Annotated in this window: 12 protein-coding genes; 6 read left to right on the top strand and 6 right to left on the bottom strand. The window is 62.3% G+C overall.

Annotated elements, in window-relative coordinates; all coding sequences use genetic code 11:
* Positions 1 to 70: 70 nt before the first annotated feature.
* The 4 genes from rpoH to ftsY form a co-directional block, all read right to left on the bottom strand.
* Complete coding sequence (rpoH, locus tag DXT77_RS10075; protein ID WP_003229146.1) at positions 71 to 925, bottom strand: RNA polymerase sigma factor RpoH; 855 nt, start codon at positions 923 to 925, stop codon at positions 71 to 73.
* 114 nt (positions 926 to 1,039) lie between these two features.
* The gene (ftsX, locus tag DXT77_RS10070; RefSeq protein WP_119427531.1) at positions 1,040 to 2,065 is read right to left on the bottom strand and encodes a permease-like cell division protein FtsX; all 1,026 of its coding nucleotides are present in this window, start codon (positions 2,063 to 2,065) and stop codon (positions 1,040 to 1,042) included.
* Positions 2,062 to 2,733, bottom strand: coding sequence for a cell division ATP-binding protein FtsE (ftsE, locus tag DXT77_RS10065; RefSeq protein WP_007953396.1), 672 nt, complete (start codon positions 2,731 to 2,733; stop codon positions 2,062 to 2,064). The genes ftsX and ftsE overlap by 4 nt, the downstream gene beginning before the upstream one ends.
* A complete protein-coding gene (gene ftsY / locus DXT77_RS10060; RefSeq protein ID WP_119427530.1) occupies positions 2,730 to 4,250 on the bottom strand; it encodes a signal recognition particle-docking protein FtsY in 1,521 nt (506 codons plus the stop codon). Before ftsY ends, ftsE begins: the two co-directional genes overlap by 4 nt.
* A 344-nt stretch (positions 4,251 to 4,594) precedes the next feature.
* Here ftsY and DXT77_RS10055 point away from each other — a divergent pair, with 344 nt between their 5' ends.
* From DXT77_RS10055 to DXT77_RS10035, 5 genes are all read left to right on the top strand, one after another.
* Positions 4,595 to 5,950, top strand: a complete 1,356-nt coding sequence (locus DXT77_RS10055) for a pitrilysin family protein (protein WP_114886107.1) — start codon at positions 4,595 to 4,597, stop codon at positions 5,948 to 5,950.
* The gene (locus DXT77_RS10050; RefSeq protein ID WP_119427529.1) at positions 5,943 to 7,430 is read left to right on the top strand and encodes a pitrilysin family protein; all 1,488 of its coding nucleotides are present in this window, start codon (positions 5,943 to 5,945) and stop codon (positions 7,428 to 7,430) included. Before DXT77_RS10055 ends, DXT77_RS10050 begins: the two co-directional genes overlap by 8 nt.
* Positions 7,430 to 8,038, top strand: a complete 609-nt coding sequence (rsmD, locus tag DXT77_RS10045; protein ID WP_114886109.1) for a 16S rRNA (guanine(966)-N(2))-methyltransferase RsmD — start codon at positions 7,430 to 7,432, stop codon at positions 8,036 to 8,038. The genes DXT77_RS10050 and rsmD overlap by 1 nt, the downstream gene beginning before the upstream one ends.
* A gap of 63 nt (positions 8,039 to 8,101) precedes the next feature.
* Entirely contained in the window at positions 8,102 to 9,100 is a 999-nt protein-coding gene (locus DXT77_RS10040) for a hydrolase (protein ID WP_119427528.1), read from the top strand.
* 4 nt (positions 9,101 to 9,104) lie between these two features.
* Positions 9,105 to 9,935, top strand: coding sequence for an AraC family transcriptional regulator (locus DXT77_RS10035; protein ID WP_119427527.1), 831 nt, complete (start codon positions 9,105 to 9,107; stop codon positions 9,933 to 9,935).
* A 6-nt stretch (positions 9,936 to 9,941) separates the two neighbouring features.
* On the opposite strand, the gene DXT77_RS10030 is transcribed toward DXT77_RS10035, so the two are convergent.
* Positions 9,942 to 10,796: a sulfurtransferase gene (locus DXT77_RS10030; protein WP_085731552.1), complete on the bottom strand. Its 855-nt coding sequence runs from the start codon at positions 10,794 to 10,796 to the stop codon at positions 9,942 to 9,944.
* A 27-nt stretch (positions 10,797 to 10,823) separates the two neighbouring features.
* Complete coding sequence (locus tag DXT77_RS10025) at positions 10,824 to 11,495, bottom strand: TetR/AcrR family transcriptional regulator (RefSeq protein ID WP_065258928.1); 672 nt, start codon at positions 11,493 to 11,495, stop codon at positions 10,824 to 10,826.
* 146 nt (positions 11,496 to 11,641) lie between these two features.
* Here DXT77_RS10025 and DXT77_RS10020 point away from each other — a divergent pair, with 146 nt between their 5' ends.
* A complete protein-coding gene (locus DXT77_RS10020; RefSeq protein WP_119427526.1) occupies positions 11,642 to 13,072 on the top strand; it encodes a coniferyl aldehyde dehydrogenase in 1,431 nt (476 codons plus the stop codon).
* Positions 13,073 to 13,096: the final 24 nt, after the last annotated feature.

The raw sequence follows: 13,096 nt of genomic DNA, 5'->3' as shown, positions 1-13,096 counted from the left end.
GTTTCTGAAGCGCACACAAAAACGCCCCGATCATCACTGATCGGGGCGTTTTTTATTGCAGGACTACCGGTTACGCGGCAATCGACAACTTGAGCTTGTTCATCGCGCTCTTCTCGAGCTGACGGATCCGCTCGGCCGACACGTTGTACTTCTGCGCCAGGTCGTGCAGCGTGGCTTTCTCTTCTGCCAGCCAGCGCTGATAGAGGATGTCACGGCTGCGTTCGTCCAGCACTTCCAGCGCTTCGTGCAGGTTGTGATTGGAGTTGTCGCTCCAGTCGGCATCTTCCAGCTGACGCGCCGGGTCGTACCGGTGGTCTTCCAGATAGTTGGCCGGCGACTGGAAAGCGCTGTCGTCGTCGGCTTCGGCAGCCGGGTCGAAGGCCATGTCATGGCCGGTCAGACGACTTTCCATCTCACGCACTTCACGGGGCTCGACGCCGAGGCTTTCCGCCACACGGTGGACTTCCTCGTTGTTCAGCCAGGCCAGACGCTTCTTCTGGCTGCGCAGGTTGAAGAACAGCTTGCGCTGGGCCTTGGTGGTCGCGACCTTCACGATCCGCCAGTTGCGCAGGATGAACTCGTGAATCTCGGCCTTGATCCAGTGCACTGCAAAGGACACCAGACGCACGCCCATTTCCGGGTTGAAACGCTTCACGGCCTTCATCAGGCCGACGTTGCCTTCCTGGATCAGGTCAGCCTGAGCCAGACCGTAGCCGGAATAGCTACGGGCAATGTGTACGACAAATCGCAGGTGGGCGAGCACCATCTGCCGAGCCGCCCCAAGATCCTGCTCATAGTAGAGACTCTCGGCCAGTTCACGCTCCTGCTCCGGCGTCAGCAATGGAATGCTGTTGACGGTGTGCACATAGGCTTCCAGGTTTGCGCCCGGAACCAATGCATACGCAGGTTGCAAAGAATTGGTCATACGAAAAAACCTCCGACTTACATACTCGCGCCTTACGGCACTGCGAAAAATTGACCGGGAACTCAGGTACAAGTTCCCAAAAAACCGCAAGGTCAATCACGCGCAAAAAAGATTCTACTTCGGCGCCAGCTCCCTGAGATGACGTGCGACTGCAATCCATGCACCGATATAACCCAACAGCACCGCGCCAAGCAAGAGCGACAGACCGTCGGCAACTGGCACTCCGGCCAGTGCGAAATCACTGCCGTACAAGCCGGCCAGCCCGACCACCGCGTCGTTCAGCCAGTTCAGGCCGAACGCCAGCACACCCCAGGACAGCAGCCCCGCACCGAAGCCATACAACGCGCCCATATAAAGGAAGGGACGACGCACATAGCTGTCGGTGCCGCCGACGAGTTTAATCACTTCTATCTCTGTGCGGCGGTTTTCAATATGAAGACGAATGGTATTGCCTATCACCAAAAGTAATGCGGAAACCAGCAACACCGTCAGACCGAAGACAAAGCGGTCGCCGAGCTTGAGGATGGCGGCCAGACGCTCGACCCAGACTAGATCAAGTTGCGCCTGTTGTACCTTGGGCAGTTCGGAAAGTTTTTGTCTTAATGCTTCCAGGGTCGACTTGTCGACCTCGTTCGGCGTCACCAGCACAACGCCCGGCAACGGGTTTTCCGGCAGCTCGCGCAGGGCTTCGCCCAGTCCGGACTGCTGCTGGAACTCTTCCAGCGCCTGGTCGCGGCCGACATATTCAGCATCAGCTACGCCGGGCATGCCTTTGATCTGGTCACGCAACGCTTCGCCTTGGGCCGGACTGGCCTCAAGCTCCAGATAGAGCGAGATCTGCGCCGCGCGCTGCCACGAACCGCCCAGACGCTCGACGTTGTTCAGCAACAACGACAAGCCCATCGGGAGGCTCAGCGCAACCGCCATCACCATGCAGGTGAAAAAGCTGCCGATCGGCTGTTTGCCAAGACGACGCAGGCTGTCCAGCAGACTGGCACGGTGGCTTTCGATCCAGGCGTGGAACAGCGTGGTGAAATCCGGACCATCATCCTCGTCGTGCTTTTTCTTCTTCGGCGGCTGCGGATCGGCGGCTTTCGGGGCCACGCGCTCGGAAACCTTCGGACTGCGAGTAGCACTCATACGCCGGCCTCCCCGTCGCCGATCAATCGGCCGCGTTGCAGGGTCAGCATGCGATGACGCATGCGTGCAATCAGGGCCAGGTCGTGACTGGCGATCAGCACGCTGGTGCCCAGACGGTTGATGTCTTCGAATACGCCCATGATTTCGGCCGCCAGACGCGGGTCGAGGTTACCGGTCGGTTCGTCCGCCAGCAGCAGGGCCGGGCGGTGCACGATGGCGCGGGCGATGCCGACGCGCTGTTGCTGACCGGTGGACAGATCACCCGGATACAGCTCGGCCTTGTCCGACAGCGCCACGCGCTCCAGCGCTGAATCGACGCGCTTGGCGATTTCGACCTTGGACAGCCCGAGAATCTGCAACGGCAGCGCGACGTTGTTGAACACCGTGCGATCGAACAACAGTTGATGGTTCTGGAACACCACGCCGATCTGCCGACGCAGGAATGGAATCTGCGCATTGCTGATGGTGCTCAGGTCTTGCCCGGCGAGCAGCAGTTTGCCGCTGGTCGGACGCTCCATCGCCAGCAGCAGGCGCAACAGAGTGGATTTACCGGCACCGGAGTGGCCGGTGACAAACAGGAACTCGCCGCGACGGACTCGAAAGCTCAGCTCATGCAAGCCGACGTGACCGTTCGGGTAGCGCTTACCGACCTGTTCGAAACGAATCATGAACGCTCCCGCTCGGCAAACAGTGCCTGGACAAAGGGTTCGGCTTCAAAGGTACGCAGATCGTCGATGCCCTCACCGACGCCGATGTAGCGGATCGGCAGACCGAATTGCTTGGCCAGGGCGAAAATCACCCCGCCCTTGGCGGTGCCGTCGAGCTTGGTCAGCGCCAGGCCGGTCAGTTCGACGGTCTGGTTGAATTGCTTGGCCTGATTGATGGCGTTCTGACCGGTGCCGGCGTCGAGCACCAGCAGCACTTCGTGCGGCGCATCGGCGTCGAGCTTGCCGATCACCCGGCGAACCTTCTTCAGTTCTTCCATCAGGTTGTCTTTGGTGTGCAGGCGACCGGCAGTGTCGGCGATCAGCACATCGATGCCACGGGCCTTGGCGGCCTGCACGGCGTCGAAGATCACCGAAGCCGAGTCCGCGCCCGTGTGCTGGGCGATCACCGGAATCTTGTTGCGCTCGCCCCAGACCTGCAATTGCTCGACAGCGGCGGCACGGAAGGTGTCGCCGGCGGCGAGCATGACTTTCTTGCCTTCCAGTTGCAGCTTCTTCGCCAGCTTGCCGATGGTGGTGGTCTTGCCGGCGCCGTTGACGCCAACCACAAGGATCACGAACGGCTTGTTCTGCGAAGCAATCTTCAGCGGCTGCTCGACCGGTTTGAGCATCGCGGCCAGCTCGGCCTGCAGGGATTTGTACAGGGCGTCGGAATCGGCCAGCTCTTTGCGGGCGACCTTCTGGGTCAGGCGCTGGATAATCACCGAAGTCGCTTCGACGCCGACGTCGGCAGTCAACAAGCGGGTTTCGAGATCGTCGAGCAGATCGTCATCGATGGCTTTCTTGCCGAGGAACAGGCTGGCCATGCCCTCGCCGATGCTGGCGCTGGTTTTCGACAGACCTTGCTTGAGGCGGGCGAAGAAGCCGGCCTTGGTTTCTTCGGTGCGCGGTGCCTCCACCGGAGTTTCGACGACCGCGACTGGCGCAGCGACAACAGGTGCAGGTGCAGGTGCAGGTGCAGGTGCAGGTGCAGGTGCAGGTGCAGGTGCAGGTGCAGGCTCGGGCGCAGCGACAATCGGTGCAACCGGCGCGGCGACCACAGGCTCGGGAATGACAGGAGCAGGTTCGACCACCGGCGCTTGAACAGGCTCGGGAGTGAACGCAACCGGTGCCGGAATCGGCGGCGTGACGTGCGGCGCAGCCTCTTCCACCAGCGCCACCGGCTCTTCCGCCACGGGCAAGGTCAGCCATGGCTGGGCAGCCGGGGTCAGCGGAAGTTCAGCGGCAGCCGGCGCTTCAGGCTCGACTTCGGCCACTGGTTGCAGCACCGGTTCGGCAATCGGCAGCACAACCGGCGCCGGCACTTCTTCTATGACAGGTGCTGGCGCCGGGGCTGGCTCAGGAATGGCAGTCGGCTGTTCGACGACGGGTTCCTGCGGCTTTTTGCGCAGCCATCCGAACAGGCTTTTCTTCTCGCCAGCCGCAGCTGGGGTCTTCTTGTCGTCGTTGGAACCAAACATGGAGGACGGCTATCTCACGGTAGCGACGCGCCACAGGGGCGCCCCGGCAAATAAATATTCGATGCAGAACAGACTGTGTTTCACCCAGCTTGTTCACGCGCAACATTTTGTCGAGGCGCCAACGGCACCTCAAAGGAATCGTTTTAATGAAGGACTAGCCGGCAAAATCGGCGAAAAAGCGAAGTTTAGCTGATAAACCAAGGCCTTCTGCCGCAAACCCATACAACCTGATCAAGTTTCAAAACCGGATAGGCGTGGTCGCCGGTAAAACGGATCAGTATCCTAGCACCTCCTCGCCCGCCTAGGCTAAGACCAAGCGGGCAGCCGAACAGGTTTAAAAACGAATGAATGCTCTAGCCCGCCGCGCCGCAGGCCTGCTGCTCAGCACAGTCTGCCTGCCCCTTTCGGCCCTGGCGGCCGACCCGCAACCGACCCACGAATTCACCCTCGACAACGGTCTGAAAGTCGTCGTGCGCGAAGACCATCGCGCGCCAGTGGTGGTGTCGCAGGTCTGGTACAAGGTCGGTTCCAGCTACGAAACCCCGGGCCAGACCGGCCTGTCCCACGCCCTCGAGCACATGATGTTCAAGGGCAGCGAGAAAGTCGGCCCCGGCGAAGCCTCGCTGATCCTGCGCGACCTCGGCGCCGAAGAGAACGCCTTCACCAGCGATGACTTCACCGCCTACTACCAGGTGCTGGCCCGCGATCGTCTGGGCGTGGCCTTCGAACTGGAAGCCGACCGCATGGCCAATCTGCGCCTGCCGGCCGACGAGTTCGCCAAGGAAATCGAAGTCATCAAGGAAGAGCGCCGACTGCGCACCGACGACAAGCCGATGTCCAAGGCCTACGAGCGCTACAAGGCCATGGCCTACCCGGCCAGCGGTTATCACACGCCGACCATCGGCTGGATGGCCGACCTCGACCGGATGAAGGTCGAAGAACTGCGCCACTGGTACCAGTCCTGGTATGTGCCGAACAACGCCACGCTGGTGGTGGTCGGTGACGTGACCCCGGACGAAGTGAAAACCCTCGCCCAGCGCTACTTCGGGCCTATCCCGAAACGCGACGTGCCGCCGGCGAAGCAACCGCTGGAACTGGCCGAACCCGGCGAACGCCAGATCACCCTGCATGTGCAGACCCAACTGCCCAGCCTGATGCTCGGTTTCAACGTGCCGAGCCTGGCCACGGCCGAAGACAAACGCTCGATCAACGCCTTGCGCCTGATCTCGGCGCTGCTTGACGGCGGCTACAGCGGGCGCATTCCGACCCAGCTGGAGCGCGGCGAAGAGCTGGTGTCCGGTGGTTCGTCGAGCTACGACGCCTACACCCGCGGCGACAGTCTGTTCACTCTGTCCGCCACGCCGAACACCCAGAAGAAAAAGACAATGGCCCAGGCTGAAGCCGGCCTGTGGAAACTGCTGGAACAGCTGAAAACCACCGCACCGTCCGCTGAAGAGCTGGAGCGCGTGCGTGCGCAAGTCATCGCCGGTCTGGTTTTCGAGCGCGACTCGATCACCAGCCAGGCCACCGCCATCGGCCAACTGGAGACCGTCGGTCTGTCGTGGAAGCTGATGGACACCGAACTGGCCGATCTGGAAAGCGTCACCCCGCAAGACATCCAGAACGCCGCCAAGCTGTATTTCACCCGCGAACGTCTCAGCGTCGCCCATGTCCTGCCACTGGAGACGACTCATGAGTGAGCGCAAAACCCCACGCCTGCTGCTTGGCCTGATCGCGGTGGCAGTCATTGGCTCCGCCGCGCTGTATCTGGCGCCGAGCGATAACAGCAAGGCCAGCGAAGCGCTGGATAACGCCAAGTCCAGCCAGAAGCTGCAATCGCTGGCCGAACTCGACGGCAAGGCCCCGGCCAGCCGCAAGCTCGACGTGCAGACCTGGAACACCTCCGAAGGTGCCAAGGTGCTGTTCGTCGAAGCTCGCGAATTGCCGATGTTCGACATGCGCCTGATCTTTTCCGCCGGCAGCAGCCAGGACGGCAACGCGCCGGGCCTGGCCCTGCTGACCAACGCCATGCTCAACGAAGGCGTGGCGGGCAAGGATGTCGGTGCCATCGCCCAAGGCTTCGAAGGCCTCGGCGCGGATTTCGGCAACGGCGCCTACAAGGACATGGCCATCGTTTCGTTGCGCAGCCTGAGTGCCGCCGACAAACGCGAGCCGGCGCTGAAACTGTTCTCGGAAGTGATCGGCAAGCCGACCTTCCCGGCCGACTCCTTCGCACGCATCAAGAACCAGATGCTCGCCGGTTTCGAGTACCAGAAACAGAACCCCGGCAAGCTCGCCAGCCTGGAATTGATGAAGCGTCTGTACGGCGATCACCCGTACGCGCACTCCAGCGATGGCAGCGCGCAAAGCGTGCCGAAGATCACTTTGGCGCAACTGCGTGAGTTCCATGCCAAGGCCTATGCCGCCGGCAACGTGGTGATTGCACTGGTGGGCGACCTGTCCCGCAGCGAAGCCGAGGCGATAGCCAATCAGGTCTCCGCCGCCCTGCCGAAAGGCCCGGCGCTGGCGAAGATCGCCCAGCCGCAGGAGCCGAAGGCCAGCGTCGGCCACATCGAATTCCCGTCGAAGCAGACCAACCTGATGCTCGCGCAACTGGGCATCGACCGTGACGACCCGGACTACGCCGCACTGTCGATGGGCAACCAGATCCTCGGCGGTGGTGGCTTCGGCACTCGCTTGATGAGCGAAGTCCGCGAGAAGCGCGGCCTGGCCTACGGCGTGTATTCGGCATTCAGCCCGATGCAGGCACGCGGCCCGTTCATGATCAATCTGCAGACTCGCGCGGAAATGAGCGAAGGCACCCTGAAACTGGTGCAGGACGTGCTTGCCGATTACTTGAAGACCGGCCCGACCCAGAAAGAACTCGACGACGCCAAGCGCGAACTGGCCGGCAGCTTCCCGTTGTCCACTGCGAGCAACGCCGATATCGTCGGCCAGCTCGGCGCCATGGGCTTCTACAACCTGCCGCTGAGCTATCTGGACGACTTCATGCGTCAGTCCCAGAGCCTGACCGTCGAGCAGGTCCGCGACGCCCTGAACAAACACTTGAGCACGGACAAAATGGTCATCGTCAGCGCTGGCCCGACCGTGCCGCAAAAGCCGTTACCGGCCCCATCTGATAAACCTGCCGAGCAGCCGCTCGGGGTTCCGGAGCATTAATGGCCAGTCCAAAGAAACCTGTACAAAAACTGCACAACGGTGTGAACCAGTTGCGCATCATCGGCGGCGAATGGCGCAGCCGCAAACTGAGCTTTCCGGATGCGCCGGGCCTGCGTCCGACGCCGGACCGGGTGCGCGAAACCCTGTTCAACTGGCTCGCGCCGTACGTTGCCGGGGCCAAGGTGCTCGATCCGTTCGCCGGCAGCGGCGCGCTGTTTCTGGAAGCGCTGTCCCGTGGCGCGTCCATGGGCCAGGCGCTGGATGCCAGCCACGTCGCGGTCTCCAGCCTGAAAGAACACCTCGGCACCCTGCGCTGCACCAACGGCCAGGTGCAGACGGCCGATGCCTTGCGTTATCTGGAAACCCAGACCGCGACTGCGTTCGACCTGGTGTTCCTCGACCCTCCGTTCAACCAGAACCTGCTGCCAGCCGTGTGCACGCTGCTGGAGGAGCGCCAATGGCTGGCCGATGATTCGTGGATCTACACTGAAAGCGAAACCGCGCCATCGACCCTCGGCCTGCCGGGCAACTGGCGCCTGCACCGTGAGCAGAAATCCGGGCGGGTGTACTACGCGTTGTGGCAACGTATGGCAGTGATCGCCGGTTAACCGACCGGCCTGAAAAAGCGGCGAGCCTCAGCCGAGGCTCGCTGCGCTGCATCGAGAGCAATCGTGTCCCCTTCGTCAAAACCGTTCATCCCCGCCTTCGGCCTCGGCAATCCGCACCTGCAAACCTTGTGGGGACCGCTGTGGCGCAAAACCGTGCACCTTGATCGCCAGCGCGAGCGCCTGTGGCTGGAGGACGGCGACTTTCTCGACCTCGACTGGCACGGCCCGCACAGCGCCGAGGCGCCATTGGTATTGGTGCTGCACGGTCTGACTGGCTCTTCCAACTCGCCTTATGTCGCCGGAATCCAGGCAGCGCTCGCCGCCCAAGGCTGGGCCAGCGTCGCATTGAACTGGCGTGGTTGCTCCGGCGAGCCGAACCTGTTGCCGCGCAGTTACCATTCCGGCGCCAGCGAAGACCTTGCCGAAACCATCCGCCATCTGAAAGCCAAGCGGCCATTGGCGCCGCTGTATGCGGTTGGTTATTCCCTTGGCGGCAACGTGCTGCTCAAGCATCTGGGGGAAACCGGCAGCGCCAGCGGCGTGCTCGGTGCGGTGGCGGTATCGGTACCGTTTCGACTGGATCAATGCGCCGACCGTATCGGCCAGGGCTTTTCGAAGGTCTATCAGGCGCACTTCATGCGCGAGATGGTGGCCTACATCAAGAACAAGCAGCGCCAGTTCCAGCATGACGGGCGCGAGGACGGTCTTGCCGCACTGGCCGCCCTCGGCTCGCTGGAAAACATGCGCACTTTCTGGGATTTCGACGGCCGGGTGACGGCTCCGCTGCACGGTTTTGCCGATGCCGAGGATTACTATCGCCGGGCGTCAAGTCGCTACTTTCTGGGCGAGATCCGTACGCCGACCTTGATCATTCAGGCAGCGGACGATCCGTTCGTATTTCCCCACAGCCTGCCGCAGGCCAGCGAGCTGTCGAGTTCGACCGCGTTTGAATTGCAAGCCCGGGGCGGGCATGTCGGTTTCGTCGACGGTTCATTCCGCCAACCGGGTTATTACCTGGAACGGCGCATCCCCCAGTGGCTGGCCGAAACGGGGCGCGGGTGAGGTCATGAGCGATCAGGGCGAGTCGATCCGTTTCTGGCAAACCGCGCCACTGGCCGGCGTCGAATTACTGTCGGCGCGCTACATCGAGCATCGTTTCGCCCCGCACGTCCACGACGGCTATGTGATCGGCATGATCATGGCCGGCGCCCAGCGCTATCGTTATCGCGGTGCCGAACACCTGGCCGGTAGCGGCACGCTGGTGCTGATCAACCCGGATGAATTGCACACCGGCCACAAAGGCACCGAGGACGGCTGGCTGTACCGGGCGTTTTATCCGGACACCGACAAGATTGTCTCGCTGCTCGAAGAACTGGAACTGCCGACCGCGCCGATGCCGGCCTTTGGCGCGACGCTGTATCGCGATCCGGATCTGGTCAACGGCTTCAGCCAGTTGCACCGTTTGCTGGAAAGCCCCGCCACCGCGCTGCAACAGCAGACGGTGTGGCGCGAAATGATGATGTTGCTGCTGCAACGTCACGCGGCGGTGCAGATCAACGGCAAACCCGGAAAAGAGCACCGCGCAGTGGTGATGGCCAAGGAGTTGCTGCATGCACAACTGGCGGCGCCACCCTCGCTGGAAGAACTGGCGGCAGCGGTGAACCTGTCGCCCTTCCACTTCGCCCGGGTATTCCGCCGCGCCACCGGCATGCCGCCGCACACCTGGCTGATGCAACAGCGGATTGCCTGCGCCCGGGGTTTGTTGCAGAGCGGCTGCCTGCCGGTGGAGGTCGCCACGCGGTTGGGCTTTGCCGACCAGAGTCATCTGAGCCGGCAGTTCAAACAGGTTTATGGCGTGGGGCCGGCGGCCTATCGCAGCGCGCGACTGGACCGCTGAACGCGTTTACTCGCCGGTGGCGATACCACGCGAAGGCTCGTTGATCCACTCGCTCCACGATCCGGCATACAGCGTACCCAACGGATAACCCGCCAGGCACAGGGCGAACAGGTTATGACACGCCGTCACCCCGGAGCCGCAATACGCCACCAGATCGTTCGGCGAACGCTCGCCGAGCTTCGCAGCAAAGCGCTGCTTGAGCTGATCCGCTGGCAGGAATCGCCCGTCGCTGCCCAGATTGTCGGTAAACGCTGCGCATTGCGCGCCGGGAATGTGCCCGGCAATCGGGTCGATCGGCTCCACTTCGCCCTTGAAACGCGGCAAGGCGCGGGCATCGAGCAGGGTCAGGGCCGGTTGGCCGAGGCGCTGCTGCAATTGCTCGGCGCTGAGCAGCAAATGCTTGTCCGGCTGACCGCTGAACGTCCCGCGCGCCACCGAAGGCGCATCCAGGCTCAGCGGCAGGCCGGCCGCATGCCAGGCCTTGAGCCCGCCATCGAGGATGAACACGCCGTCGCGCTTGCCCAGCCACGCCAGCAACCACCAGGCCCGCGCCGCGTAGGCACCGGGGCCGTCGTCATACAGAACCACGTCGCTGTCGTTGTTGATGCCGAACGCTTGCAGACGTTCGATCAATGCCGCCGGCTCCGGCAGCGGATGACGTCCGGTCACGCCCTTGGTCACCGGCCCGCTCAGGTCGCGTTCAAGATCGGCGAAACTCGCCCCGGCAATGTGCCCTTCGGCATAGCTGCGCTGGCCGTAATCCGGGTCTTCGAGGGCAAAACGGCAATCGAGAATCACCAGCCCCGGTTGCTCCTTGCGGGCATCCAGCGTGGTCGGGCTGATCAGTTGCGCAATCGGCATAGCGAACGACTCCTGTGAGCGGATGGGTCAGGACCTTTCTTCGAGGGCCTGGGCCAACGGTACGTAGAATTCTTCGAACAGTGCATTGACCTCGTCGCGGGCCTGCTCGGTGACAAACCCCGCTTCCAGCACCAGCACCTGATACACGCCGCGTTTAATGGCCTGCTCGCTGAGGTGGTTGGAGTTTTCCCGGGTGGTGCACAGAAAACGTACCCAGGAGGTGAGGATGATCCACGCGTTGAGGGTCAGGGATTCGATCTGCACCCGGTCCATCTTCAGGATGCCGGCGGCGACGAAACCTTCATAGATCGCCGCGCCCTGAATCACGCAGCGCTGGGAAAAGCGCCGGTAACGTGCGGCAAGGTCCGGATCGCTGTCGAGCAAGTGCTCGAGATCACGGTGCAGAAAGCGGTAACGCCACATCGCCGACAGCAGTTCCTTGAGATAGAAGCGCTTGTCTTCGACCGTCGCCGCACGCCCCTGAGGCGGGCGCAGGAAGCTGTCCACAAGGCTTTCGTACTCACTGAACAACACGGCGATGATCGCCTGCTTGTTGGGGAAGTGGTAGTACAGATTGCCCGGAGAAATCTCCATGTGGGCGGCGATGTGATTGGTGCTGATGCTGCGCTCGCCCTGCTGATTGAACAGCTCGAGGCTGTTCTGCACGATGCGCTCGCTGGTTTTGATCCGTGGGGCCATGGCTTGAGCTTTAATTCAGAGTGCGTTGGGAGGCATCTTACGACCTAACCGGAACGGGATAAAACCATGATGCCCAAGGAAGTCATTTGACTTTCTAGAGCATAGACTCTAGAAAGTTCCTCACGACAACAAATCCGGAGCCGACAATGACCGCCGATATTGCCTACCTGCAATCGTTGCAACAGCCGCTGGAAGAGCTCAACCGGTTGTTCGACGCGCAGCGCGCCGCCTACGCCGCCAACCCGATGCCGCCTGCCGCCCAGCGTCAGCAGTGGCTCAAGGCCTTGCGCGATCTGCTGAGCAGCGAACGGCAAGCACTGGTCGAGGCGATCAGCTCGGATTTCAGCCACCGCAGCGCCGACGAAACCCTGCTCGCCGAGCTGATGCCGAGCCTGCACGGTATTCATTACGCCAGCCGGCATATCAGCCAATGGATGAAGCCTTCGCGGCGCAAGGTCGGCGTCGCATTTCAGCCAGCGTCGGCAAAAGTCGTGTATCAGCCGCTGGGCGTGGTCGGCGTGATCGTGCCGTGGAACTACCCGTTGTTCCTGGCCATGGGCCCGTTGACCGGCGCGCTCGCAGCAGGCAATCGGGTGATGCTCAAGCTCAGCGAATCGACCCCGGCCACCGGCCTGCTGCTCAAGGAATTGCTGGCGCGGATCTTCCCCGAAGACCTGGTATGCGTGGTGCTCGGCGAGGCCGATGTCGGCGTGGCATTCTCGAAACTGCGCTTCGACCACCTGCTGTTCACCGGCGCCACCAGCATCGGCAAGCACGTGATGCGCGCGGCGGCGGAAAACCTTACGCCGGTGACCCTGGAGCTGGGCGGCAAATCCCCGGCCATCGTCTCCCACGACGTGCCGCTCAAGGACGCCGCCGAACGCATCGCCTTCGGCAAGACCCTCAACGCCGGCCAGACCTGCGTGGCCCCGGACTACGTGCTGGTGCCGGAAGAACGGGTCGGCGGTTTCGTCGAAGCCTATCGCCAGGCCGTGCGCGGGTTCTATCCGACCCTCGCCGACAACCCGGACTACACCGCGATCATCAACGAACGCCAACTGGCGCGGCTCAACAGTTACCTCAGCGACGCCACCAGCAAGGGCGCGCTGCTGATTCCGCTGTTCGAGCAAGGCCAGGGCCGACGCATGCCACACAGCCTGCTACTGAACGTCAGCGACGAGATGACGGTGATGCAGGACGAAATTTTCGGTCCGCTGCTGCCGATCGTGCCGTACCGGGACCTGGATCAGGCATTTGCTTACATCAATCAGCGCCCACGTCCTCTGGCTCTTTACTACTTCGGCTACGACAAACGCGAACAGAACCGTGTGCTCCACGAAACCCACTCCGGTGGCGTCTGCCTCAACGACACACTGCTGCATGTGGCCCAGGACGATATGCCGTTCGGCGGTATCGGGCCGTCGGGGATGGGCCATTACCACGGACACGAAGGTTTTCTGACCTTCAGCAAGGCCAAAGGTGTGCTGGTCAAACAGCGCTTCAACGCGGCGAAGCTGATCTACCCGCCGTACGGCAAATCCATTCAGAAACTGATCCAGAAACTGTTCATTCGCTAACGTCACCGCCGGGTAATAACAACA

The sequence above is a fragment of the Pseudomonas sp. 91RF genome, from assembly GCF_003576265.1.
Taxonomy (GTDB): Bacteria; Pseudomonadota; Gammaproteobacteria; order Pseudomonadales; family Pseudomonadaceae; genus Aquipseudomonas; species Aquipseudomonas kribbensis.
Note: the sequence above shows the minus strand (reverse complement) of the source record. Positions and strands in the feature narration are given on the sequence as shown.